The organism is Geodermatophilus sp. SYSU D00758 (genome assembly GCF_054049955.1).
The window spans coordinates 43,574-67,504 of record NZ_JBJGYK010000019.1 but is presented as its reverse complement, the minus strand read 5'-3'; the positions used below and the strand labels follow the sequence as shown (position 1 = coordinate 67,504).

The following is a 23,931-nucleotide window of genomic DNA, read 5'->3' as shown; positions in this document are numbered from 1 at the left end:
GGGGCTGCGGGCGGCCCGGCAGCCCGCTGGTCGAACTGCCGGGCCTCGGCCTCGCGCCTGCGCGCCGACGCGGGGTCGTGGGGTCGTGGGGTCGGCATGCCCGCGTTCAGCGATCGGTGCCCCTCCGGGGCGCGGGGTCGGGCAGCACCCCGGTGGCGCACAGCTCTTCGGCGATGCCGACTCTTCGGCGATGTCGACCCCACCCGGTCGGGTGCCGGCGTCACCCCCGGAAGCCGGGCCACGACGGCGGGGCCCGGCAGCCCCCTGCTGCCGACCCGCTCCCGCCCCCGGGACGGGATGATCGCGGCATGCCACGCCGTCCGGCACCGCGGGTCGCGGTGGCGGTGGGCGTCGTCGTCACCGTGCTCGCCGTCGCGGCCTTCCTGCTGCACCCGGCCGTGACCGCGACCGCGAAGTCAGCCTTCGTGCTCGACGGCGCGTTCGACGGGCCGCTGCCCCGGCCGTGGGCGCCGCCGGTCGAGCGCGACGAGCGGGAGGTGGCCGGCGTCGTCGTCGACCGCTACGCCCCGCCCGGCGGTGCACCGCCGGTCCTCCTGCTGCCCGGTGCGGCGCCCGCCGGCCGGGACGACGAGCGCGTCGTGTCCCTGGCCACGTCCCTGGCCGCCGCGGGGCGGGAGGTGGTGGTCCCGGAGCTCCGCCTCTACGCCGAGGAGCTGGACGTCGACGACGTCGACCGGGTGGTGCGGGTGGCCGCGCAGCTCTGCCGCGGGGGTGCCGGGCTGGTGCTCCTGGGGTTCTCCTACGGCGGGTCGCTCGCCCTGGTCGCGGCCGCGGACGACCGGGTGGCCGGCTGCGTCGACCTGGTCGCGACATTCGGCGCCTACGGCGACCTCGTGGGGGTCGTCCAGGCGGCGGTCACCGGGGTGTCCGTGGTGGACGGCGAGGTCCACCCGTGGGACGCCGCCGACGAGGCCGTCGTCCGCACGGTGGTCCGGGACGCCGCGACGAGGCTGGTGCCCGAGGACGAGCGGGAGCCGCTGCGCCGCGCGCTCGAGCGGCAGGACCCCGGCGGGCTGCCCGCCGCGGCGCGCCTGGTGTACCGGATGGTGACCACCGACGACCCGGCGCTGGTGGCCGAGCTCGCGGATCGCCTCCCGCCGCCCGGGGACGCCCTCGTCGAGACCTTCTCCCCCGTGGACGTGGCCGACGACGTCGAGGCCGACGTGCTGGCCGCGCACGCCCTCGACGACCCGGCCGTGCCGGTCGCGGAGCTGCTGCGGCTGCAGCGGGCCTTTCCCGAGGCGCGGCTGGTGACCCTGCGCTCGTTCGAGCACGTGGACCTGAGCACGGAGGACGGCCTCGGCCCGCTCGTCCGCGACCTGCTGGCCGCCTGGGCCTTCGTGCAGGCGCTGCTGCGGCCGCAGGAGGACTGGCCCTGGGAGTAGGGCCGCGACGTCGGTGGCCGCCGTCCGGCACCGTGCCGGGGGCCGTCCGCCGCCGAGAGGGTGGGATCTGCGCGAGGATGTCCCCACGCTGCGGCGGGGCCCAGGCCGATCGGCGCCAGGAGCCCGGCGACCCGCGGCTGCAGGGCGCGGAGAGCTGGCAGGGCACGCCGATGACCGACCTGGACCGCCGATCACCGCCGTGCGCGCTGGTCATCTTCGGCGCCTCCGGCGACCTCACCGCGCGCAAGCTGCTGCCGGCCCTGGAGCGCCTGGCCGCCTACGGCGCGCTGCTGCCCCGGGTGGCCCTGATCGGGGTGGCCCGCACCCCGATGTCCGACGACGAGTTCCGGGACTACTGCCGCGAGCGGGTGCCCGGCACGGCCGACCCCGGCTGGGCCGACCTGACCGCCGGCGCCCGGTACGTCGCCGGCGGGTACGACGACCCCGCCACCTACCGGCGCCTGGCCGAGGTCCTCGACGAGTGCGACCGCGACGTGGGGACCGCCGGCAACCGGGTGTACTACCTCTCCACCCCGCCCCGGCTCTTCAGCCCCATCGCGCTCCACCTGGGCGAGGCCGGGCTGGGCCGGTCGCCGGTCGGCGGGTTCGTCCGGGCGGTGATCGAGAAGCCGTTCGGCTGGGACGAGGCCAGCGCCCGCGACCTGTACGCCGACCTGTCCTCGGCGTTCGCGGAGGAGCAGATCTTCCGGATCGACCACTACCTGGCCAAGGAGACGGTGCAGAACCTGCTCGCCCTGCGCTTCGCCAACTCCATCTTCGAGCCGATCTGGAACCGCACCTGGGTGGACAACGTGCAGATCACCGTCGCCGAGACGCTGGGCGTGGGTGAGCGCGGCGGCTTCTACGAGACGACCGGTGCGATGCGCGACATCGTGCAGAACCACGTGCTGCAGGTGCTCTCCCTGTTCCTCATGGAGCCACCGACCTCCTTCCACCCGGAGGCGATCCGGGACGAGAAGGTGAAGCTGCTGCGCGCCATCCGGCCGCTGGACGAGGAGGCGGACATCACCGCCAACGCCGTCCGCGGCCAGTACACCCGCGGCGGCACGCGGGAGGACCTGATGCCCGGCTACCGGGACGAGCCGGGCGTCGACCCGCTGAGCCCGACCGAGACCTTCGTCGCCCTGCGCCTCGACATCGACAACTGGCGGTGGACCGGGGTGCCCGTGTACGTGCGCACGGGCAAGCGGCTCCCCTGCCGGGTCACCGAGGTCGCGATGGAGTTCCACCGGCCGCCCCAGCTGCCGCTGTTCCCCGGCCCCGCGGCCGACCTGGAGCCCGACGCGCTGGTCGTCCGCGTGCAGCCGGACGAGGGGCTCAGCCTCCGGTTCGGCGCGAAGGTCCCGGGCCACGCGTTCCGCGTGCAGAAGGCCTCCATGGACTTCTCCTACGAGAGCTTCGAGGAGCAGGCCCCGGACGCCTACGAGCGGGTGATCCTCGACGCCCTCATCGGGGACCCGACCCTGTTCATCCGCGCCGACGAGGTGGGCCGTTCCTGGCGCATCGTCGACCCGGTGCTGCGGCACTGGTCCGACGACCCCGGGCCGATCCCGCTCTACCAGGCGGCCACGTGGGGCCCTCCGGAGGCCGCGTCCCTCATCGCCCGCGACGGCCGGCGCTGGCGCTCGCCGTCCTGACCGGCGGGCGTGCGGGGACCCGTGCTCCCCGCGCCCGGGCGCTGCCGGACTGGTCGGGCGCGACGCGGGGGCGGTCGTGGTGACGACACCCGGGCCCCTGCGGCTGACCCTGCCCTTCCTGCCGGTGGGCGGGGCGCTGTTCTGCACCAGGCTCGACTTCTTCTCCCTCGCGCTCGCGCTCGCGACCATCGCGACCGACCTCGCGTCGACCACGACGGACCTCCAGTGGCTGCTGAGCGGCTACATGATCGCGCTGGGGTCGCTGCTGGTCCCGGCCGCGCGCTCCGGCGACGTGCTGGGCCGGCGCCGCGTGCTGCTGCTCGGCATCACGGTGTTCGGGGCGACGTCGCTGGTGTGCGGGCTGACCTCGGCGGTCCCGGTGCTGATCGCCGCCCGCGTGGTGCAGGGCCTCGGGGCCGCGATGATCGTGCCGACGGCGCTGGCCCTGGTGACGAACGCGACGGCCGAGGACGTGCGGCCGCGGATCACCGGCGCCCTGCTCGGTACCGCGGGCGTCGGGACGGCGCCGGGCCCGGTGGTCGGCGGTGTGCTGGCCTCGGAGGTCAGCCGGCCCGCTGCCGGTCCACGTCGTCGCGCTCACGCGCTGCGGCCCCACGACCGGCATGGGGTACTCCCTCGGCCAGGTCGCCGCGCAGAACGTCCTCCCTCCGGCGCGCTCCGCGGAGGGGAGCAGCGTGCTCCTCACGGTCCTGATCAGGGTGGGCGGCGTCGGCGTCGTGGCCGCCACGGCGGTCGTCGAGGCGGCCGGCGGCGGTCGGGCCACGACCGGCGGGGTCGAACCCGTCCTGGGCGGCCTCGCCGCCGTGCTGCTCCTGGCCGGGGTCGTCACGCTCGTCGCCGGAGCGCGGCGGCTCCGCCCCGCGCGACCGACCGGTCGGCCGGACCGCAGCCGGCTCCCGACGTAGCCCGTGCCCGACCCCGACCGCCCGCCACAGCACGGCGGGGGCAGCCGGTCACGTGCCGGTCGAGGTCACCGCCTCGCCCAGCGGCAGCCAGCGGACCGCCCGACGGACGTCGTCCGGCGCCCGGGCGAACTCCCGCTCCGCGGCCTCCCTGCCTTCGGTGAAGTGCGACCACCCCTCGTAGTGCACCGGCACGACGGTGCGCGGCCGCAGGTCACGGCACAGCTCCACGGCGTCGCGGGCGGTCAGCGTGTAGCTGACCGGCCCGGTGACCCCGAAGCGCACCCGGCCCAGGTGCAGCAGCGCGGTGTCGACCTGCAGCCGCCGCGCCACCTGCCGCAGCCCGCGGAAGAGCACGGTGTCGCCGCTGATCCACAGCACGCCGTCGGTCTGCCCCGGCCAGCGGAGCGCGAAGCCGGTGGCCTCCCCCACGACCGGCCGGCTGAGCGGGGGGCCGTGCCGGGCCGGCGTCGCGGTCACCTCGATCGCCGGACGGCCGGGTGAGGTCAGCTCCGTCGTCCCCCACCGGCCCAGGCCCCGGGCGGGCGGGCCGAGCCGGGACGCCGCCGACGGTGTGGTGACCACCGCACCCACCGACGCCAGCAGCGCCCGGCCGGCCTCGTCGAGGTTGTCGCCGTGCTGGTCGTGGGTGAGCAGCACCGCGTCGACCGGGCCGAGGTCGGCGGCCGCGACCGCCGGCCCGGTGAGCTTCCGCGAGGAGCTGCCCCAGCCGAACGACCACCGCCGCCCCGGCGGGTCGAACGTCGGGTCGGTCAGGAGCCGCCAGCCGGCCACCTCGACCAGGACGGTCGGGCCGCCGACGTGGGTCAGCCGGAGCCCGTCCACCTCACTGCGCGCCGGCGACCCCGGCCCGCGGGCGGGCGTGCCGCACCGCCCAGTCGAGGACGTGGTCGGCGATCTGCTCCCACCCCTCCTGCGCCGGCAGCAGGTGCGCGTAGCCCGGGTACTCCTCGATCTCGGTGACCGTGCCGCCGTGGTAGTGCCGGGCGTTCGAGCGCTGCACGCTCGGCGGCATGATGTGGTCCTCGCCGCCGGAGACGAACAGCAGCGGCGGGCGGTCCTGGTTCGAGTAGTCGACGGCGGCGTCCTGCGGGCCGGGCATGAAGTTGGCCAGCACCGAGCTCCACAGGATCCGGCCGGAGGCCGGCACGTGGTAGCGCCGGTAGAGCCGCAGCGACTCCTCCTCGCCGAACGTGTTGGTGAACGCGTAGTGCCACTGCTCCGGGCTCAGGCCCACGGCCCGGTGCCGGTTGGCCGGGTTCTTGAAGGCGACGAAGGTCGACCGCAGCTGCGACAGCGGCAGCACGCGCACCCCCTCGGTCGGCGCGGAGTTCAGCGCGACACCCACCGCGCCGTGGCCGCGGTCGAGCAGGATCTGCACCAGCGTGCCGCCCGCCGAGTGCCCGATGAGGATCGGCGGCTGCTCCAGCGCCCCGACCACCGACACGAGGTGGTCGACGACCACCGGCAGGGTCAGCTCGGCGATCGGCGTCGGATCGGCGTTGAGCGCCTCGACCTCGACCTCGAACCCCGGGTAGCCCGGGGTCAGGACGCGGTACCCCTTGGCCTCGTAGTGGGCCTTCCACCCCTCCCAGCTGCGGGGCGTCACCCAGAAGCCGTGGACGAGGACGATCGTGTCCGGACCGCCCGGGCGGGGGCCGGGGCGCGGGGTGGGGACGGCGTCGGTCATCGGAGGTCTCCTCGGTCAGGCCCGCGCAAGGCGAGCAGGTCGGCGTCGAACTCGCGCTCGTAGTCGCCCACGAGGCCGTGCGGGCGACCGGGGTAGGTCTTCAGCTGGGCGTCCTTGAGCAGCTCGGCCGTCTTCGGGGCGGAGTTCGCGTACGGCACGATCTGGTCGTCGTCGCCGTGGGCGACGAGCACCGGCACGTCGATCTGCTGCAGGTCGGCGGTGAAGTCGGTCTCGCTGAACTGCCGGATGCAGTCGTGGGCGCCCTTCAGGCCGGCCATCATGCTCATCCGCCAGAAGTCGTCGATCACGCCCTGCGGCAGCTCGGCGCCGTCGCGGTTGCCGCCGTAGAAGGGGACGGCGAGGTCCCGGTAGAACTGCGAGCGGCCGTGCCGCACGCCGGCCCGGATCTCGTCGAAGACCTCGACGGGCAGGCCGTCGGGGTGGGCATCGGTACGGAGCATCAGCGGCGGGATCGCGCCGAGCAGCACCGCCTTGGTCACCCGTGCGGTGCCGTGCCGGCCCATGTAGCGGGTGATCTCGCCGCCGCCGGTCGAGTGGCCGACGAGGACGACGTCGTGCAGGTCGAGCGCCTCGATCAGCTGGGCGAGGTCGTCGGCGTAGGTGTCCATGTCGTTGCCCTGCCAGGGCTGGCCCGACCGGCCGTGCCCGCGGCGGTCGTGGGCGATGGCGCGGAAGCCGTTGCTCGCCATGTGCAGCAGCTGGCCGTCCCAGGCGTCGGCGCACAGCGGCCAGCCGTGGCTGAACAGCACGGGCCGCCCCTCGCCCCAGTCCTTGACGTGGATGTCGGTGCCGTCGGTCGTGGTGACGGTGCTCATCGCGGTCTCCCCCTGCTGTGGAACTGACGAGTCCTGCCGGGGGCCGACCCTGGCAGCGCGGGAGCGGACGGGATGGCCTGTGCGTGCACGGTTCTGACCCCTGGGTGCACGCCGCCCCGACGTCCGGCACCTGGTGCGGGGTTCCCGTGGGAGCGCTTCCGCCGGCCCTGCGGCTCTGCCACGCTGACCCGGCGCGAGGGAGCGCACCGACCGCACCGTGTCGCTCCGCCGGGAGGTCCCCGATGCTGCTGCTCGACACCGCGACGGTCCCGCCGGAGGACCGGGTGAGCGCCTTCCGGGCCGCCTTCGACCAGGCCTCGGTGCCCTGCCGAATCGAGCACCTCGACCCGGAGGACCGGGTGCGGGCGCGCATGCACCTCTGGCACTTCGGGGCGGCCAACCTCTTCACCACCGACGCCTCGGGGTTCCGCCTCCTGCGCACGGCGCGGCACGTGCGCGTCGAGAGCCCGGCGGTCGTCGCCCTCGCCCTGCAGACCAGCGGGGTCGGCCGGTTCCGCCAGTTCGGCACGGACTCCGTCGTCCCCGCCGGCGAGCTCATGCTCACCGACCTGACCGGCCCGTACGACTTCTCCTGGGTGGGCAACGGCGGTTCCCGCGCCTTCCAGATCCCCTACGAGCGCCTCGGTCTGCCGGTCGACGTCGTCCGCGCCGGTGCGTGGCGGCTGCGCGCGAGCCCGCTGCACGACCTGGTGCGCGACCACCTCGAACGGCTGGCCGCCCGCCCGGAGGAGCTCTCCGCCGACCCCGGCGCGGCGGTGCTCGGGTCGGCGACGGTCGACCTGGTACGTGCGCTGCTGGTGTCCGCCGCCGGGCACGCCGGCCTCGCGCGGCCGGTGCGGGAGGAGACGCTGCTGACCCGGCTGCGGGCCTACGTCGGCCGGCACCTCGCCGACCCCGGGCTGACCCCCGAGGTGATCGCATCGGCGCACAACGTGTCCGTGCGCCGGCTGTACCGGGCCTTCGCCGAGGCCGGGCTCAGCCTGGAGCAGTGGGTCATCGGCCAGCGGCTGGAGGCGGCGCGCTCGGCGCTGGTGTCGCCGGCCGGGATGCGCCGCTCGGTCGAGGCGACCGCACGCTCCTGCGGGTTCGGCAGCCCGAGCCACTTCACCCGCCGCTTCCGGGAGGCCTACGGCCTGACACCGCGGGAGTGGCAGCGGCAGCACCGGGAACAAGGCGGTGCAGGCCCGGCGCAGGGCCGTCCGCCCCTGTCCGGCGGGGTCCCCGGCTCCTAGCGTCGGTCCATGACCGGGAAGCCACTGCGGTGCCGGTTCGGGCTCCACGCCTACGTCCGGCGGCACCCCGACGACGAACGGCCCTCGGGGCCGGACCACCGGATCTGCCTCCGGTGCGGGAAGCACACCGACGTCCCGTTCGGCAACGTGCCGGGGATGGGCCTCGGGGGCGGTGGCGGCGGGGGCGGGGTCGGCCTCTGACGCCGGCCGCGCGGCGCCCGGCCGACCTCCCCCGCCCGGCCTCGCTGCCGAGGTCACGGCTCAGGCTCCGTCGACCGGGACCTGCAACGTCCGGATCCCCGGGAAGCCGATCCACAGGCGCCCCTCCGCCGGGACGAGCGTCACCATGGCCTGCTCGCAGTGCGGGCAGCGGAGGACGAACCCGGCTCCCCGGTAGACCTGGGTCGCCCCCATCGGCGAGGGTGCGCCGCAGCCCGCGCACGTCGCGATCGCGGTGGTCGTCTCCACCGCGAAGACGTCCTGGAGCAGCCCGGCGACGGCGTTGCCGTCGAGCATCGCCTCGTCCATCTCATCCTCCCGTCGGCCCGAAGCGTTCGGTCCTGATCCGCTGCGGCTGGTGTCCGAGGGTCACCAGCGCCTCCGCCACCGTCTCGACGAAGGGGGTGGGACCGCAGACGAAGGCGTGCGGCCGCGCGGCCGGGCCGGGGCCGACCTCGGCCAGCATGTCGGCGTCGACCCGACGCGCGTACCCGCTCCACCCGGCCGGCCGGGCCCCCGTCACCGTGTGCACCACGGTCAGCCCTCCCCCGGCGAGCCGCTCGAGCTCGGCGCGGTAGAGGATCTCCTCCTCGCTGCGCGACGACACGAGCAGCCGGGTCTCCACCCGGCTGCCGACCGCGGCCCGCAGCCGGACCATCGCCATCAGCGGCGCGAGACCCGAGCCGCCGCCCACCAGCAGCAGCGGTCCGCCCTGCGCCGGCTCCCAGACGAAGTAGCCCCCGACGGGCCCCCGCAGCTCGATCCGGTCGCCGGGGCCGACGTCGCCGGTCAGGTAGGGCGAGACCTCGCCGTCCGCGATGCGCACCACGGTCAGCTCGATGCGCGTCCCGTCCGGCGCGGAGGCGATCGAGTAGCTGCGCTGCGCCTGGTAGCCGTCCTCGGCCGTGAGCCGGAGGTCGACGTGCTGCCCGGCCCGGTGGCCGGCCCAGCCCGGGACGTCGAGGACGAGCGTCGTCGCCCGCGGCGTCTCCGCGCGGACGTCGACGACGTCGGCGACCCGCCAGGTCAGTCGCCCCAGTACCGCTGTTCCCGCCATGGGTCTCCGTAGTCGTGGTAGCCGTTGACCTCCCAGAAGCCCGGCTCGTCGTGGGTCGACAGGCGCAGGCCGCGCACCCACTTGGCGCTCTTCCAGAAGTAGAGGTGCGGCACGAGCACGCGCGCCGGGCCGCCGTGCGCCGGCTCGAGGGGCTCGCCCTCGTACTCGAACGCGATCCAGGCCTTGCCGCCGAGCAGGTCCTCGAGCGGCAGGTTCGTGGTGTAGCCGCCGTCGCTGTACTGCACGACGTGGTCGGCCGACGTCTCGATGCCGTCGAGCAGCGTGTCCACCGACACCCCTCGCCAGACGGTGTCCAGCTTGGTCCACTTCGTCACGCAGTGGATGTCGCGGGTGACCTCCTCGCTCGGCAGCGCCCGGAACTCCTCCCACGTCCACCGGCGCGGCTCGTCCACCTCCCCGTCGATCGAGAAGTCCCACCGGGCCGGCGGGGTGTGCGGGGTGGGGCCCGCGGAGAGGACCGGGAAGTCCCGCGTGACGTACTGGCCCGGTGGCACCCGGTCGGTGGAGACCGCCTCGCGGCGTCCCCGGAAGCCGCGCGAGATGATCGACATGGTCGGCTCCGTCCTTCCTGGAGGTCGCTGGTCAGCGACGCGGCTCGGGGACGCGGGGCTCGCGCAGCGACCGGAAGCCCGCACGGATCTCCTCCGAGAGGAGCTGCGGCTCCTCCCACGCCGCGAAGTGCCCCCCTCGCTCGACCCGGCCGTAGTGGACGAGGCCGGGGTAGGCCCGCTCCGCCCAGCTGCGGGGGGCCTGGTACTGCTCCCCGGGGAAGACGCTGATGGCCGTCGGGATGGTGACGCCCTTGGCGTCGAAGAAGCCGCCCCGGTACTCCCAGTACAGGCGGGACGCCGAGACGCCGGTGCCCGTCAGCCAGTAGAGCGTGATGTTGTCGAGGACCTCGTCCCGGGTCAGCTGCCCCGAGTCGCTCGTGGTGCGGTGCAGGGCCGCGGCGACCGCTGCGGCCGGCTGGCCGTCGGCGTCGTTGTGGTCCAGGAGCCACGCGGCCAGGCCGACCGGTGAGTCGGCGATGCCGTACAGGGTCTGCGGCCGCGCGGCCATGTACCGGGCGTACTCGACCTGCCGGTAGGTCCTGAGCAGCTGCTCGCAGGCCCGGTGCTCCTCCGCCGCGAGACCGGCCGGCGGCGGGCCGCCGGCCAGGAGCACCCGGTCGACGTCGGCCGGGACGGTCGCCGGCATGTTGGTGTGGATGCCCAGCAGGCCCACGGGTGCCTGCAACCCCATCTGGTCGACGACGAACGCGCCCCAGTCGCCGCCCTGCGCGACGTAGCGGGTGTAGCCGAGGCGCTCCATCAGGACCGCCCAGGCCCGGGCCATGCGCTCGGGGCCCCAGCCGGGGCTGGTCGGCTTGCCCGAGAACCCGTAGCCGGGCATCGACGGGACCACCACGTGGAAGGCGTCCGACGCGCTCCCTCCATGGGCCGTGGGGTCGGTGAGCGGCCCGATGATCTTGAGCTGCTCGACGACCGAGCCGGGCCAACCGTGGTTCACGACCAGGGGCAGCGCGCCGTCGTGCGGCGACCGGACGTGGAGGAAGTGGATGTCGAGCCCGTCGATCTCGGTGACGAACTGCGGCAGGGCGTTCAGCCGTGCCTCGCAGGCGCGCCAGTCGTAGTCGGTGGCCCAGCGGTGCGCGAGCTCCTGCATGGTGGCCAGCGGCACGCCCTGCGACGTGTCGGGCACCGTCTCGCGCTCGGGCCAGACGGTCCCGGCGATGCGCCTGCGCATCTCGGCGAGCGCCTCGTCCGGCACGTCGACGTGGAACGGGCGGATCGCCCGTCCGGTGTCGTGCTCGAGTGCGGTCATGGTGGGGGTTCCCCCTCGGTCTGCGGTGGCGGCGGCCGGTCACGCAGCGGGCCGGCCGGAGGTACGGGTCAGCCGAAGGTGACGGCGAAGGCCCGCACGCCGGGGTCGGAGAAGCTGATCTCGAACGTCCGCTCGACGACCGGGTGGCGCTGGCGGACGAGCTGGTGCAGCCGCGGCTCGGTGATCGTGCCGGTGCCGTCGTCGTCCACGTCGTCTCCGTGGTCGACCCCCGGCGGCCGGCCGTCGAGGAGCACGCTGAAGGGCACCGGACCGGTCGGGGCCGGTGCCATGACCAGGTGCAGGTCCCGAGCGGTGAACCGGCAGGCGATCCGCCCGCCGGGCTCGTCCAGCAGCACGGCGTCCGGCTGCACCGTCCACCCGCCGGCGAGGGCCCAGTGCTCCGCGGGCAGACGGGTGGGGGCGGTGTAGCGGAGCGAGCGACCGACCCCCGGCCGCTCCGGGGAGGCGAAGCGCTCGGTGCGCTCGGCTCCGAGGTAGGTCTCCGCCGAGGCGAGGTCGGCCCAGTCGGCGGCCGCCTCGATGCCCTGCCCTTGGACGCCCTGCCCTTGGATGCCCTGCCCCTCGGTGCCCTGCCCCTCCCCCGCGGCCGGCCCGGGGAGCGTGCCGTCGGCGCCGGCCTCGCGGAGCAGCTGCCGGATGACCCCCTCGGACTCCGCGTAGGCACCCTCACCGACGTGCGTGAACCGGATCTGCCCCCGCGCGTCGACGACGTAGAGGGCGGGCCAGTAGGTGTTGGCGAAGGCGGTCCAGATCGCGTAGTCGCTGTCGACCGCGACCGGGTAGCGGATCCGCAGGTCCTCGACCGCCCGGCGGACGTTGCCGACGTCGCGCTCGAACCCGAACTCGGGCGTGTGGACGCCGAGGACGACCAGCCCGACGTCCCGGTAGGCGTCGGCCCAGGCGCGCAGGTAGGGCGCGGTGCGCAGCCAGTTGATGCAGGTGTAGGTCCAGAAGTCCACGGCGACCACCCGGCCGCGCAGTACCTCCGCCGTCAGCGGCGGGGAGTTCAGCCACCCGGTGGCCCCCTCCAGGGAGGGCATGCTGCGGTGAGCGGGGTGGCGACCGGGTGCCCAGCCCGGGCCGCGGACCGCCTCCCGGAGCGCGGCGAGCAGCGACTGGCTCGTCTCCACGGCGAGCCCCGGTCAGCGCAGCGGCCGGAAGGCCGCCCGGACCTCGGCGGCGAACAGCTCGGGCTCCTCCCAGGCGGCGAAGTGGCCGCCGCGGTCGACCTCGCTGAAGTACGTCAGCGTGGGGTAGGACTGCTCGGCCCAGCTGCGCGGCGTCCGCCAGATCTCCCCGGGGAACGTGGTGAAGCCGACCGGGACCGTGACCGGCGGAGGAGCCTGCCCGGACGCCGCCGCGGCCGCCCGGGCGCCGCCGTCCTCCCAGTACGACCGGGCCGCCGAGGCCCCCGTGGCGGTCAGCCAGTACAGCGTGATGTTGTCGAGGACGTGGTCGCGGGTGAGGTTGCCCGCGGGCTGCCCGTCGACGAACGCACGCGCGATCTTGTAGTAGCTGTCGGTGTCGTGGTCGCACATCCAGGCCGCCAGGGCGACGGGCGAGTCCAGCAGGGCGTAGCCGACCGTCTGCGGCCGCGTGGCCATCTCCAGGAAGTACCCGAAGCCGCTCTGCTGGAAGGTGGCCAGCTGCTCCAGCGCCGCCCGCTCCTGCTCCGTGTCCCCCGACGGGGGCGCGCCCAGCACCGTCACGAGCAGGTTCACGTGGATGCCGAGCAGGCCCTCGGGCGCCTGCCGGCCCATCAGGTCGGTCACCGCGGCACCCACGTCGCCACCCTGGGCGACGTAACGGGTGTAGCCGAGGCGCCTCATCAGCTCCGCCCAGGCGCGGGCCACCCGACCCGAGTCCCAGCCCTGCTCGGTCGGCTCGGCGGAGAAGCCGTATCCCGGCAGGGACGGCAGCACCAGGTGGAACGCGTCCTCGGCCCGGCCGCCGTGGGCGGTGGGATCGGTGAGCGGACCGATCGAGTCGAGCATCTCGACGACCGAGCCGGGCCAGCCGTGCGTCATGATCAGCGGCAGCGCGTCCTCGTGCCTCGACCGCACGTGCAGGACGTGCACGTCGACGCCGTCGATCTCGGTCATGAACTGGGGGAGCGCGTTCAGGCGCGCCTCGCAGGCGCGCCAGTCGTAGTCGCTCGCCCAGTAGCGGCAGAGCTCCTGCACCGCCGCGAGCTGCACCCCTTGGGAGCGGTCGGTCACCAACTCCCGGGACGGCCACCGGGTGGCGGCGAGGCGCCGGCGCAGGTCGGCGAGGTCCTCCTCGGGGACGTGGACCTCGAACGGGCGGAGCGCGGTGAGGTCGGCCTCGGTGCGGGGGCCGGGAACGGCAGCGGTCGTGGTGTCGGTGGTGCCGGACGTGGGTTCGGTCGGTGCGGACATCTGCGTCTCCTCGACTCAGACGTCGCGAGGGGGATCCCGCCGCCTCGTCGCTCGGGACTCCCCGTCGCGTGCGTGGGTGGAGGTGGACTCAGCGGCTCGGCCGGTGATCGACGCTCCGTCAGAGGGGAGCTGCTCGGGCCCGTAAGCGATCGAAGCGCCGGCCGCAACTCGACGTCAAGCACCGCCGCGCGCGCCGTGGCGTGCGGTCACCACGCACCACGAGAGGATGCAGGACCACCGGGATCCCGCCGGCCCGGACGTGCACGTCCTAGCCGGCCAGCCGATCGGGCTGCTCGGGCTGCGGTCGGCCGCGCAGCTCGTCGAGGAACGCCTCGGCGACGGCAGCCACCTCGCCCTCGAGCTCGGCGATCGTGGTCCCGATGCCGAAGCGGTCGGTCGCGTCGCCGTGGTGCCCGAACACCGGACCGGCTTCGGTGTCCACGGAGGAGCCGGACACGGCCCCCTCGTCCGACGGGCGCCTGCTCGACCCCGCCGTCCGCCGGGGGTCAGCGGTCGCGGTGCAGGTGCTCGGCGCGGTCCTCGACGGCGCCGTGGCGCACCAGGCTGGCGATGGCCAGGGCGAGCCCGCCCCAGATCACGACCATCGCCACCACCATCATCACGATCGCGGCCGTGCTCATCGGGGTCCTCCCTCGTCGTCTCCCGTTCCCGGGCGGTGGCGGGGGGCCGGGTCCGTCACGGGGGTCGCGTGCAACGGCGCGGCCGGGTCGGAGCCCGGTGGCGGCCCGTCCAGGTGGGTCCCGGCGCGCCACGGCAGCCGGGCGAGGAGGAAACCGACCAGCGGCAGGGCGACGACCAAGCCCCAACCGCAGATCAGCAGCAGCCAGCCGGGGTAGTCCTCGTAGGGCGCGGTGAGGTCGTCCCGCAGCGCGAAGGCGAGCACGACGGCCAGGCCCAGCGGGGTGACGAAGCTCGTCAGCACGCGCCAGCCGGTGCCGACCCGGGGACGGCCGTGGACGTTGAGGTGCTCGCCGAGCCCGGTCAGGGCCCGGATGGCCCAGACGACGACCAGCATGCTGACCAGCGCCACGACCAGGATGCCGTACTGGTTGACGAAGTGGTCGACGACGTCGAGCACGTAGATGCCGCTCGTCGTGCTGAAGAGCACCAGGCTCAGCACCGCGGCGGGAACGCCGACCGCGAGGGTCGCGGTGAGGCGGCCGGTGTCGAGCTTGTCGCGGACGGCGGAGATCACGACCTCGATCACGCTGACCAACGAGGTGATGCCGGCGATGACCAGCGAGCCGAAGAACAGGACGCCGAAGAGGGCGCCGGCCGGGGCCTCGCTGATGATCGTGGGGAAGGCGATGAAGGCCAGCCCGATGCCGTCGCTGGCGACCTCGCCGACCGGGACCCCGCCGGCCTGGGCCATGAAACCCAGGGCGGCGAACACACCGATGCCGGCGAGCAGCTCGAAGCCGGAGTTCGAGAAGCCGACGACGAGGCCGGAGCCGATCATGTCCTCGCGACGGCCGACGTACGAGGCGTACGTGATCATGATGCCGAAGCCGATCGACAGCGAGAAGAAGATCTGGCCGAACGCGGCGGCCCAGACGGGAGCCGAGGCGAGTGCCGACCAGTCGGGCGTGAACAGCGCGTCGAGCCCGGCGGCAGCGCCGTCCAGGAACAGCGCCTGCACCACGAGGACGGCGAAGGCGAGCACCAGCACCGGGATGAAGACCAGCGAGGTCGCACCGATGCCGCGCTGGACGCCCAGGGCCATGATCACGAGGACGGCCAGCCAGACGAGCAGCAGCGGGACCAGCACCCCGGGCACCACGTCGGCGGTGACCTCGACGTCACCGGCCTGGAGGAACTCGCCGAAGAAGAAGCCCTCGGGGTCGGCACCCCAGGCCTCGTCGAGCGAGAAGAAGGTGTAGCGGAGCGCCCAGGCGATGACCGCGGCGTAGTAGACGGCGATGACGAAGCAGATGCCCACCTGCCACCAGCCGAGCCCCTCGGTGCCGCGGCGCAGCCGGGCGAAGGAGAGGGGCGCCGAGCCGCGGTGGCGGTGGCCGATCGCGTAGTCCAGGAGCAGGAACGGGATGCCGGCGGTCAGCAGCGCGACCAGGTAGGGCACCACGAAGGCGCCGCCGCCGTTCTCGTAGGCGACGTAGGGGAACCGCCAGATGTTGCCCAGCCCGACCGCCGACCCGATCGCCGCCAGGATGAAGACGCGCCTGGAGCTGAACGCGCCGCGACGGCGCGCCTCGTCGGGCTGCCCCGCAGCCCGCCCCTCCGTCGTGCTCATGCGACCTCCCGTGTCGTGAGCCGCCGAGCCGGCGAGCCCGTGGCGCACCGGTCGACGTCGCACCGTCGGAGAGAGGATGTCAGGACTGCGGCCCCTCGGCTGCCGGAGGGCCTCGCTCCCACGTGCCCGCGCACCCGCGGATGGGAGCGTCGGCCCCGGAGGAGACGACGAACCGCCCCGGACCAGAGGGTCCGGGGCGGTTCGTCGTCCTGCGGGGCCTCCGCACCACGTGCGGAGGCGGGGTGGAGGTGGCGGGAATCGAACCCGCGTCCTCCGACGCCAGACCAGGGCTTCTCCGAGCGCAGTCCGCTGCGTCTCTGCTCGGCCCTCCCGATCTCACGGACGAGACGGGATGACGGGCCCAGTCGCTGTGGGATGTCCCGGACGCGCCCGCGACCGGCACGCACGGTGAGTCATCTAGCTGATGCCAGGATCCGGGCCGATGACGAACCCGGGCTGACAGAGACGCCTACGCTACTTAGGCAGCGAGGGCGTACTCGCGCTGACTGGAGTCGGCGCTTGTGTTGGTTGCGACGCGTGGTTTACGAGCTCATCGTCGCCTTCCTCGGCTCGCTTCCCCTGGTCGAACGACCGAAGTCGAGACCATTCACCCCCTGTGTAGTTGTGCACCCAGGATAACCGGGCCGGCCACCGGGTTGTTCCCCGGACCGCGCGACCGGCCCCGCACCCGCCGCGTTCCCCCGTGATCACGGGGATCCGGCCCGCCGACACGCCGCCGACGGCGCGCCACCGGGCGAGAAGCCCATGATCACGGCGGAGGGGCCGGTCGTGGCGGGAGGCGACCGGCGAAGGGGCCGGTCACCGCGGCCGGTGGAGCGGCGGCGCAAGGTGCGGGTGGCGGCGTCAGATCCAGTCGCGGCGCTTGAAGACGGCGTACAGCGTGAGGCTGACCCCGACCATGAGCACCAGCGCGAACGGGTAGCCCAGGTGCCACGTCAGCTCGGGCATGTCCTCGAAGTTCATCCCGTACACGGTGCCCACCAGCGTCGGGGCGAACAGGATGGCCGCCCAGGCCGAGATCTTCTTGACCTCCTCGCCCTGCGCGATCGAGGCCTCGGTCAGCTCCCGGATCTCCTCGTTCTGCCGCTGGGCGACGAGGGTGGCGTTGACGGTGAGGATGTCGCGCAGCTGCAGCCGGAAGGCCTCCACCCGCTCGTTGACGCTGGTCACGTGGTCGGCGACGTCCCGGAGGTAGCTGCGCAGCTCCTCGTCGACGCCGTACTTGTCGAACCCGGCGGAGATCGCGGCGAGGATCCCGGTCAGCGGCTGCGCGGCGCGCTGGAACTCCAGCACCTCCTGCGACAGCTCGTAGATGCGCCGCGACACCCGCGGGTCCCCGCCGAAGACCTGCGTCTCGATCTCGTCGATGTCGTTGGCCAGGCCCGCGACCACGGGCGAGTACCCGTCGACGACGGCGTCCAGGATCGCGTAGAGCACCGCCTCGCTGCCCTTGTCGAGCAGGTCCGGCTCGCTCTCCAGCCGCCGGCGCACCCGGGCGAGGTCCGGCGACTCGCTGTGCCGGACGGTGATGGCGAAGTTGGCGCCCAGGAACAGGTGCAGCTCCCCGAACTCGACCTCCTCGGTCGCGTCCAGGTACCGCGCGGCCTTGAGGACGACGAAGAGCGTGTCGCCGTAGCGCTCGAACTTCGGCCGCTGGTGCGCGGTGATCGCGTCCTCGACGGCGAGCTCGGGCAGGTCGAACAGCTCGGCCAGCTCCCCGAGCTCGCGCGGCTCCGGGCGGTAGAGCCCCAGCCAGACGAGGCGCTCGTCGTCCTCGGCCAGCCACTCGTGGCTCTCGGCCACCGAGTCCGGCGTCGCCACCCGCCGGCCCGAGGAGTACACGGCGTTGTCGACGATCCGGGACGGCCGCCGGTCCGGGGCGGGCGCGGGCGCGGCCGCCGGGGCGGGCGCGGCCAGCTTGAGCGCGGGCCGCGGGCGGCGGGTCAGGCTGGACAGGGCGGTGAGGGGCGCACGGCGGCGGTCGGCCACGACGGGACTCCCGGGGGACGCTGGGGCGGGGACGCGTCGGGGGCCCGGCACCCCGCACGGCCGGCGTCCCGGGCCCACCCGGGGGTGGGGCGGACGCCGATCGTCAGCAGGCGGTGGTGCGGACCCCGGTGCCGGTACTGGGCGGTTCGCTGCGCATGCGCTCGACTCCCCTCCCGTACCCGATCACGACGGCCGCCACGGTGGCCGTCGACCATCGTGGCACGGCGGAGCGGCCCCCCGCCCGCCCGGACGGCGAACGCCCCGCCTCCGGGCGGTGAACATCACACGACGCCCGCCCTCCGGCGACCGCCCTCCGGCCCCCGCTGCGCCGCCTCAGACCTCGAGCACCAGGCCGATCATGACCGGCAGCAGCACCACGATCAGCAGCGCGCCGAGCACGTCGAAGCTGATCCCCGACCGGATCATCTTGGTGATCGGGACGACGCCGGAGCCGTAGACGATCGCGTTCTGCGGCGTCGACACCGGCAGCATGAACCCGAACGACGCGGCGAACGTGGCCGCCAGCGCCGGCACGAACGGGTTGATGCCCGCCGCCACGGCCACCGGGATGATGATCGGCACGACGACCGCGGCGGAGGCGGTGTTGCTCGTCGTCTCGCTGATGATGATCGCGAGGACGACGGCGAAGACGGTGATCGCGATCGTGCTGGTCAGCCCCAGCCAGTCGGCCGAGCTGTTGCCGATCGTCTCGGCCAGCCCGGTGTCGGCCAGCAGCGAGCCGAAGATGATCCCGGTGCCGAACAGCAGGATGGTGCCCCAGTCGATCCGCGCCGCGTCCGACCAGTTGAGGGTGAACTCCCGGCTCTTCCAGTCGGTGGGCAGCAGGAACAGCAGCGAGGCGCCGAGCACGGCGACGATGCCCTCGTCGAGGCGGTCGCCGACGGCGGTGTAGAGGCCGGACTCGGTGCCGGCGGTCAGCGCGATGACGCCGGGGAAGATCCACAGCGCCACGGTGGCGCCGAAGGCGATCAGCGTGTTCTTCTCCGCCCGCGAGACGGGGCCGAGCTCGGCCCGCTCGCGCTGCACGTACTCGTGCACGCCCTCGATCCGCCGGATCTCCGGCCGGTTGAGCAGCAGCAGGACCAGCGCCAGCGCGACGAACATCAGCGCGCAGATCGGCGCGGCCATGAGCATCCACTGGAGGAAGCCGATGCGCTCCCCCGTCGCCTCCTCGATCAGCCCGCGGCCGATGAGGTTGGGCGGGGTGCCGACGGGGGTCAGCAGGCCGCCGACGCTCGCGCCGTAGGCGAGCATGAGCATGATCGCGGCACCGACCCGCAGCCGCAGCGGGTCGAAGTCCGGGGCGACCAGCTCCTTGTCCTGGAGCAGCTTGGCGATCACCGAGAGGATGCCGATCGCCGTCGGCAGCAGCATGGCGACCGTGGCGGTGTTCGACACGAACGCCGAGAGCACCGCGGTGATCAGACCGAAGGCGATCACCAGCCGCGCCGTCGAGCCGCCGACCCAGCGCAGCGACAGGACGAACATGGCGAACCGGCGGGCGACACCGTGCTTGAGCATCGCCGCGGCGAGGATGAACGCCCCGATGAAGGTGAACACCGTCGTCGAGCCGAACGGGGCGAGCGCGTCGTCGGCCGGGACGACGCCCAGGACGGCGATGGCCCCGACCCCGATGAGGCCGCCGACCGGGATGGGCACCGGCTCGGTGATCCACAGGACGATGACGCCGAGCAGGATCGCCGCCAGCAGCTGCTGGTCGTCGGGCAGGTCCAGGGGCAGCAGCGCGAAGACGACCGTCACCAGCGGGGCGAGGAACAACCCGACGGTGCGGCGCCCCCTCTCGAACCGCTCCTCGGCCGGGCTGAGCGTCTGCTCCCCGAGGCTGCGGTAGGTGGCGTGCCCGCGGAACGCGGCGTCGACGTCGGTGCGTCGGCCGGACCCGGGTCGGTGCTCGGTGGTGGCCATGGCCGCTCCCCTGTCCCCCGAGGGCTGTGAGCCAGACCATAGAGAGGTCCGCGCTAGCCGGCGACCTCACCGTCGGGCGGGGGCACCCGGAGGGCGACGAGGAAGCGGGACACCATCGCGTAGCCGCCGACGAGCACGGCGAGCTCGACCACCTGCCGGTCGGACAGGTGCGCCCGGACGGCGGCGAACACCGCGTCGGGGACGTCGACCTCCCGCGTCGAGGCGTCGGTGAAGGCCAGGACGGCGGCCTGCGCCGGCGTCCACCCAGGGCCGGCCGCGTCCGGGCGGCGCAGCAGCGCCAGCCGGTCGTCGTCCAGGCCGGCGCGGCGGGCGATCGGCTCGTGCGCCGCCCACTCGAACTCCGCGCGGTTCAGCACCGCCACGCGCAGGACGACCAGCTCGCGCAGGTCCGCGGGCAGGGTCGTCCCCGACCGCAGGGCGCCCAGCATCGCGTTCCACCCCTCGGCGACCGCCGGGCTGTGCAGCAGCAGCCGGTCCAGGGTGGAGAGCCGGCCCCCGCGGCGGGCGGCGAGCAGCTGCGCGGTCGGGCCCTCGGTGGCCGCCTCCGGCAGGCGCGGCGCGCTCACCGGCCGAAGGTGCCCGCCGGGTAGGCGCCGGCGGCCACCAGCCGGGCGGAGAGCCCCTTGCCCAGCTCCACCACCCGGGCCGTGCGCTCCGGGCCGAGGTGCTGCCACGGGGCGGCCGACAGCGCGTCGGTCTCGGCCTCCAGGGTGTCGCGCAGCTCCTGCCCGGCCGGGGTGAGCTCCCCCTCGCCGGCCATGAGGCCGCGGGTGACGAGCCCGGCCACCGCGGCGCCCCACTCCTCCTCCGACCAGCCGCGGGTGGCGCGGGCGGCGGCCGGGGTGAAGCCCCGGCCGGTGGCGCTGTGGGTGATGAGCGCCTCCAGCCCGGACAGGCCGTGCCGGACCAGCGCGGCCACGTGCCCGTCACCGCGGTGCTCGCGCAGCAGGGTGGCGCCGTGCCAGAGCCGGGCGACGGGGTCCTGCGGCCACGGCAGGTCGGCGTGGCCGGCGTACAGCGGCCGGCCCTCGGGGGTGAGCGCCGAGCAGGCCTCGGCGACCAGGTCGGCGAGCTCGGCGACCTCCGGGGCCGCGGCCGCCTCCGGCCCGCCGAGCAACCGGGTGAGCGAGGCGCGGGCACCCTCGACGCGGGCGGCGACGACCTGGTCGGGGCCGGCGAGGGTCCAGGCGCGCGGGACGTGCCGGGCCACCAGCGCGGGGGCGAAGTTGGCGAAGGTCGCGGTCACCGCGCCGGGGCCGACCGCCCCCATCGCGGCCGCCCGACCGGCGAAGTAGCACATGCGACCGGGACGCAGCCCGACCGCGGTGAGGTACTCGTCCTGCTCGGGCGAGAAGTAGACGTGGTTGTGCAGGGGGTCGACGGCGCGGTGGGCGCGGGCGACGGCACGGGGGTCCAGGGCGGGCTGATCGACGCTGACCATGCGCGGCACCCTAGGACCTGCCCACCGGCGGCAGGACGCGGGCCCAGTCGGTGCGGGTGCGCACCGGAGCGAACCCGAGCCGCCGGTACAGCCCCAGGGCGCCGCTCGGGTTCTCGGTGTCGACCTGCAGCCCCGCGGTGCCGCACCCGGCCGCGGCGCCGGCGTGCAGGGCGGCGACGACGGCGGCCGAGGCGATGCCCCGCCCGCGCGCCGACCGCAGCACCCCGATCTGCCCGAAGTGGCTCTGCTGCACGCCGGTCGCCCGGGTGTCGGCCTCGAAGACGTAGGCGAGCACGTAGCCCACGACGGCGCCGTCGGCGAGGGCGAGCACCGACAGGTCCGGGCGGAAGGCGCGCTGGCCGGTGAACCACGCCCGCCAGGTCGCCTCGTCCCGCTCCGAGGAGCCGTGGTGGTCGGTGAAGGCCTGGTTGTGCACCCGGCGGACCTCGTCGTCCCGGTCCGCGGCGAACGGCACCAGCTCGATGCCGGGGACCGCGGGCACCGGGGGCAGGTCGGTCAGCGGCCGGGCCATGTCGGAGTACCAGCGCTCCGGCACCAGCCCGGCCCGGCGCACCAGCGGCTCCAGCCCGGTCATGCCCGGGTGGACGCCGACGACCAGCCGGGCCGGCGCCTCCGGGTGCACCTCGCGGTGCTGCTCGCCGCCGCGGTCCAGCAGCCAGGCGAGCAGCTCCCGGCCGATCCCGTGCCCGCGCCAGGCCGGGTGGACGCGGCCCTCGAGCCCCACCCGGTAGGCGTCCCGGACCCCGCGGGAGCCGACCGCGACCGCCCACGCGACGAGCGCCCCCTCGGCGGTGCACACCGCCCGGCCGTCGGCGGCCAGGTCGACCAGGTCCTCGGCCCACCACTCGGTGAGGTCGGCGGCGTCGAGGTTCTCCCTCGTGTCGTCGACCGGCTCGGCGTCGGCCAGCAGCACGGCGACGGCCTCGACGTCGGCGGGGGCGAGGGCACGGGCGACGAGGTCACCGGGGAGGTCCAGCACGGGCGCAGCGTAGGGACGCCCGCCCGGTGCGTCGACCGGGTTCCCGGCCGCACCGTGCGTCGCCGCCACGCCGGTGCGCTCCCGGCCGCGACCGCGGGCGTTGTCGCCCCCCCGGGCGGCTGCGGACCATGACGCGGGCACGGGGGCCGACCGGAGGAGCCGACATGCCCCACTACCTCTTCATCGGCAGCTACGCCCCGCAGGGTGCCCAGGCCGTCATGGCCGCGGGGGGCACCGCCCGCCGGACCGCCATCGAGAAGATGGCCGCGGACGTCGGCGGTCGCGTGGAGTCCTTCTACTTCGGCTTCGGCACCGATGACGTCTACTCGATCGCCGAACTGCCGGACAACAGGTCTGCGGCCGCCATGGCGCTCACCGTCAACGGCAGCGGGGTGGCCGACGTGCGGACCGTCGTCCTCATGTCCCCCGAGGAGGTGGACGAGGTGGCGAAGGTGAAGGCCGAGTACCGCCCGCCGACCGCCTGACGACCGCTGCCGGAGGGAGCGGGTCGACCGGGTCGCCACCCGGCACGACCGGGTCGCCACCCGGCACGACCGGGTTGCGGCCCGGCACGACCGGCCGCCAGCATCGGCGCACGCCGCCGAGAGGAGGGCCCGTGCCCCGCTTCCTGGTCATCGCCTCCTACTCACCGCAGGGCGCTCGGGCGGTGATGGCCGGGGGCGGGTCGGCCCGCCGGAGCGTGTTCGAGCACGCCGTCCTGGACCTGCACGGCCGGCTGGAGACGTTCGACTTCGCCCTCGGCGAGGACGACGTCTACGCCCTGGTCGACCTGCCCGACGCGGCCGCCGCGGCGGCGCTGTCGCTGACCATCAGCGGCGGCGGGGTGGCCGCCGTCCGCACCGTCGTGCTGCTCAGCCCCGAGGAGGTCGACCGCGCGGCGCAGCTGCACCCGCACTACCCGGTCCGGGGCTGAGCGGTCGGCCCCCCGCCGCCGCCGGTGACCCGCCGCAGGAACGGCAGCACGGCCCGCTCCACGGCGGCCGGGTCGTCGTGCATCGGCCAGTGGCCGCTGCCCTCGAGGACCACGACCTCGGCCTCCGGAAAGGTCTCCCGCTGCCGCTCGGCGTAGGCCACCGGCAGGTAGGGGTCGTGCCGACCCCACAGCACGAGCACGGGCAGGTCACGGCCCTGCAGCCGTCGGTGCAGGTCCTCCGAGACCGCTGCTGCGTCCGTGGCCCGGTAGAGCCGCAGGACTGCGCGGCGGCAGCCCGGGTCCTTGAGGTCGCGGTACATCCGCGCCACGGTCTCGGGTGGCAGCCCCCGGGGATTGCCGTGGCGGAGCAGCAGCCGCATGGCAGGCAGCGTGGCGGTGGCCATGAAGGCCTCCCCGACCCCGGTGGTGCGCCAGACGCGGGCCAGGTAGTGCCAGCGGTAGCCGCGCAGCACCCCGATGTCGACGAGGGTGAGGCTGGCGACGCGGTCGAGGTGGTCGGCGGCCCACCACAGCCCCCACGGCCCGCCGAAGTCGTGCAGCACCAGGTGGGCGCGGCGCACGCCGAGCGCGTCGAGGACCCCGCCGAGGTGCCGGGCGTACCCGTCGACGGTGTGGACGAAGGTGCCGGGCTTGTCGGCACGGCCGAAACCCGGCATGTCCGGGGCGACGGCCCGCGCGAACGTCCCCGTGCGCGACACCAGGCCCCGCCAGTCCTCCGCCGGACCGGGGTTGCCGTGCACGAACACGACGGCCTCCTCGGCGTCGGCCGGTCCGGCGTGCAGGTACGGCGAGCGCACACCGGCGACGGTGACGACGGCCTCCTCCACCGGAGCAGCCTGCTCGGGGGCCGTCTGCTCGGGGGCAGTCTGCTCGGGGACGGCCTGCGCCGGGGCGCTGGCCGGTACTCCCGCTGCGGTGGGGGTCGGGGCGGTGGGTGGGGTGCCCATGGCTGGTCCT

The 23,931-nt window shown here is 74.8% G+C and carries 25 protein-coding genes, 1 other RNA gene and 1 pseudogene; 8 read left to right on the top strand and 19 right to left on the bottom strand.

All coding sequences use genetic code 11. The features are described 5' to 3' along the window. The first annotated feature begins 308 nt into the window (after positions 1-308). The 4 genes and pseudogenes from ACI8AC_RS15450 to ACI8AC_RS15435 all read left to right on the top strand — a co-directional run bounded on the left by ACI8AC_RS15450 (position 309) and on the right by ACI8AC_RS15435 (position 3,990). Positions 309-1,406, top strand: coding sequence for an alpha/beta fold hydrolase (locus ACI8AC_RS15450; protein WP_456898677.1), 1,098 nt, complete (start codon positions 309-311; stop codon positions 1,404-1,406). A gap of 77 nt (positions 1,407-1,483) precedes the next feature. Next, positions 1,484-3,064, top strand: a complete 1,581-nt coding sequence (zwf, locus tag ACI8AC_RS15445) for a glucose-6-phosphate dehydrogenase (RefSeq protein WP_456898676.1) — start codon at positions 1,484-1,486, stop codon at positions 3,062-3,064. A gap of 76 nt (positions 3,065-3,140) precedes the next feature. Next, a pseudogene (locus ACI8AC_RS15440) lies at positions 3,141-3,569 on the top strand (MFS transporter); the annotation flags it as partial. Between the two features lie 118 nt (positions 3,570-3,687). Further along, positions 3,688-3,990: a hypothetical protein gene (locus ACI8AC_RS15435; RefSeq protein ID WP_456898711.1), complete on the top strand. Its 303-nt coding sequence runs from the start codon at positions 3,688-3,690 to the stop codon at positions 3,988-3,990. 48 nt (positions 3,991-4,038) lie between these two features. Here ACI8AC_RS15435 and ACI8AC_RS15430 read toward each other — a convergent pair whose 3' ends face one another. Genes ACI8AC_RS15430 through ACI8AC_RS15420 form a run of 3 tightly spaced genes read right to left on the bottom strand, consistent with a single transcriptional unit; the run spans position 4,039 to position 6,534 of the window. Beyond that, positions 4,039-4,833 (bottom strand): MBL fold metallo-hydrolase, encoded by a 795-nt coding sequence (locus tag ACI8AC_RS15430; RefSeq protein WP_456898675.1) that lies wholly within the window; start codon positions 4,831-4,833, stop codon positions 4,039-4,041. 1 nt (position 4,834) lies between these two features. Further along, positions 4,835-5,698 carry an alpha/beta hydrolase gene (locus ACI8AC_RS15425; protein WP_456898674.1) on the bottom strand — a complete coding sequence of 288 codons (864 nt, stop codon included), beginning with the start codon at positions 5,696-5,698 and terminating at the stop codon, positions 4,835-4,837. After that, on the bottom strand, positions 5,695-6,534 hold the full coding sequence (locus tag ACI8AC_RS15420; RefSeq protein WP_456898673.1) for an alpha/beta fold hydrolase: 840 nt from the start codon (positions 6,532-6,534) through the stop codon (positions 5,695-5,697). The genes ACI8AC_RS15425 and ACI8AC_RS15420 overlap by 4 nt, the downstream gene beginning before the upstream one ends. A 242-nt stretch (positions 6,535-6,776) precedes the next feature. On the opposite strand from ACI8AC_RS15420, the gene ACI8AC_RS15415 reads away from it, so the two are divergent. Together ACI8AC_RS15415 and ACI8AC_RS15410 are read left to right on the top strand one after the other, a co-directional pair. Next, positions 6,777-7,787: an AraC-like ligand-binding domain-containing protein gene (locus ACI8AC_RS15415; protein WP_456898672.1), complete on the top strand. Its 1,011-nt coding sequence runs from the start codon at positions 6,777-6,779 to the stop codon at positions 7,785-7,787. A gap of 9 nt (positions 7,788-7,796) precedes the next feature. Continuing rightward, positions 7,797-7,988, top strand: coding sequence for a hypothetical protein (locus ACI8AC_RS15410; RefSeq protein ID WP_456898671.1), 192 nt, complete (start codon positions 7,797-7,799; stop codon positions 7,986-7,988). 60 nt (positions 7,989-8,048) lie between these two features. Here ACI8AC_RS15410 and ACI8AC_RS15405 read toward each other — a convergent pair whose 3' ends face one another. The 15 genes from ACI8AC_RS15405 to ACI8AC_RS15335 all read right to left on the bottom strand — a co-directional run bounded on the left by ACI8AC_RS15405 (position 8,049) and on the right by ACI8AC_RS15335 (position 22,019). Continuing rightward, positions 8,049-8,315, bottom strand: coding sequence for a DUF6510 family protein (locus ACI8AC_RS15405; RefSeq protein ID WP_456898670.1), 267 nt, complete (start codon positions 8,313-8,315; stop codon positions 8,049-8,051). Between the two features lies 1 nt (position 8,316). Beyond that, a complete protein-coding gene (locus ACI8AC_RS15400; protein ID WP_456898669.1) occupies positions 8,317-9,063 on the bottom strand; it encodes a ferredoxin reductase in 747 nt (248 codons plus the stop codon). Next, positions 9,033-9,635, bottom strand: a complete 603-nt coding sequence (locus ACI8AC_RS15395) for a sulfite oxidase-like oxidoreductase (protein ID WP_456898668.1) — start codon at positions 9,633-9,635, stop codon at positions 9,033-9,035. Before ACI8AC_RS15395 ends, ACI8AC_RS15400 begins: the two co-directional genes overlap by 31 nt. A gap of 31 nt (positions 9,636-9,666) precedes the next feature. After that, positions 9,667-10,908 (bottom strand): alpha/beta fold hydrolase, encoded by a 1,242-nt coding sequence (locus ACI8AC_RS15390; protein WP_456898667.1) that lies wholly within the window; start codon positions 10,906-10,908, stop codon positions 9,667-9,669. A gap of 68 nt (positions 10,909-10,976) precedes the next feature. Next, positions 10,977-12,059, bottom strand: a complete 1,083-nt coding sequence (locus ACI8AC_RS15385) for a thioredoxin family protein (protein ID WP_456898666.1) — start codon at positions 12,057-12,059, stop codon at positions 10,977-10,979. Positions 12,060-12,071: 12 nt separating this feature from the next. Further along, entirely contained in the window at positions 12,072-13,328 is a 1,257-nt protein-coding gene (locus ACI8AC_RS15380; RefSeq protein WP_456898665.1) for an epoxide hydrolase family protein, read from the bottom strand. A gap of 268 nt (positions 13,329-13,596) precedes the next feature. Next, positions 13,597-13,785: a hypothetical protein gene (locus ACI8AC_RS15375; RefSeq protein WP_456898664.1), complete on the bottom strand. Its 189-nt coding sequence runs from the start codon at positions 13,783-13,785 to the stop codon at positions 13,597-13,599. Between the two features lie 49 nt (positions 13,786-13,834). After that, entirely contained in the window at positions 13,835-13,969 is a 135-nt protein-coding gene (locus ACI8AC_RS15370) for a methionine/alanine import family NSS transporter small subunit (protein WP_456898663.1), read from the bottom strand. Beyond that, entirely contained in the window at positions 13,966-15,600 is a 1,635-nt protein-coding gene (locus ACI8AC_RS15365; RefSeq protein WP_456898662.1) for a sodium-dependent transporter, read from the bottom strand. The genes ACI8AC_RS15370 and ACI8AC_RS15365 overlap by 4 nt, the downstream gene beginning before the upstream one ends. 240 nt (positions 15,601-15,840) lie before the next feature. Further along, positions 15,841-16,215: a transfer-messenger RNA gene (gene ssrA / locus ACI8AC_RS15360) on the bottom strand. Positions 16,216-16,464: 249 nt separating this feature from the next. Continuing rightward, positions 16,465-17,610: a magnesium and cobalt transport protein CorA gene (locus ACI8AC_RS15355; protein ID WP_456898661.1), complete on the bottom strand. Its 1,146-nt coding sequence runs from the start codon at positions 17,608-17,610 to the stop codon at positions 16,465-16,467. 333 nt (positions 17,611-17,943) lie between these two features. Next, on the bottom strand, positions 17,944-19,557 hold the full coding sequence (locus ACI8AC_RS15350) for an SLC13 family permease (protein ID WP_456898660.1): 1,614 nt from the start codon (positions 19,555-19,557) through the stop codon (positions 17,944-17,946). 53 nt (positions 19,558-19,610) lie between these two features. Next, positions 19,611-20,144, bottom strand: a complete 534-nt coding sequence (locus ACI8AC_RS15345; protein WP_456898659.1) for a carboxymuconolactone decarboxylase family protein — start codon at positions 20,142-20,144, stop codon at positions 19,611-19,613. Further along, entirely contained in the window at positions 20,141-21,019 is an 879-nt protein-coding gene (locus ACI8AC_RS15340) for an SCO6745 family protein (RefSeq protein ID WP_456898658.1), read from the bottom strand. The genes ACI8AC_RS15345 and ACI8AC_RS15340 overlap by 4 nt, the downstream gene beginning before the upstream one ends. A 10-nt stretch (positions 21,020-21,029) precedes the next feature. Continuing rightward, complete coding sequence (locus tag ACI8AC_RS15335; protein WP_456898657.1) at positions 21,030-22,019, bottom strand: GNAT family N-acetyltransferase; 990 nt, start codon at positions 22,017-22,019, stop codon at positions 21,030-21,032. Between the two features lie 164 nt (positions 22,020-22,183). Between ACI8AC_RS15335 and ACI8AC_RS15330 the strand changes: the two genes are divergently transcribed. Continuing rightward, the gene (locus tag ACI8AC_RS15330; protein WP_456898656.1) at positions 22,184-22,504 is read left to right on the top strand and encodes a GYD domain-containing protein; all 321 of its coding nucleotides are present in this window, start codon (positions 22,184-22,186) and stop codon (positions 22,502-22,504) included. A gap of 131 nt (positions 22,505-22,635) precedes the next feature. Continuing rightward, a complete protein-coding gene (locus ACI8AC_RS15325; protein ID WP_456898655.1) occupies positions 22,636-22,953 on the top strand; it encodes a GYD domain-containing protein in 318 nt (105 codons plus the stop codon). On the opposite strand, the gene ACI8AC_RS15320 is transcribed toward ACI8AC_RS15325, so the two are convergent. Further along, a complete protein-coding gene (locus tag ACI8AC_RS15320) occupies positions 22,935-23,921 on the bottom strand; it encodes an alpha/beta fold hydrolase (protein WP_456898654.1) in 987 nt (328 codons plus the stop codon). The two genes, ACI8AC_RS15325 and ACI8AC_RS15320, sit on opposite strands and share 19 nt — an antisense overlap. Positions 23,922-23,931 lie beyond the last annotated feature (10 nt).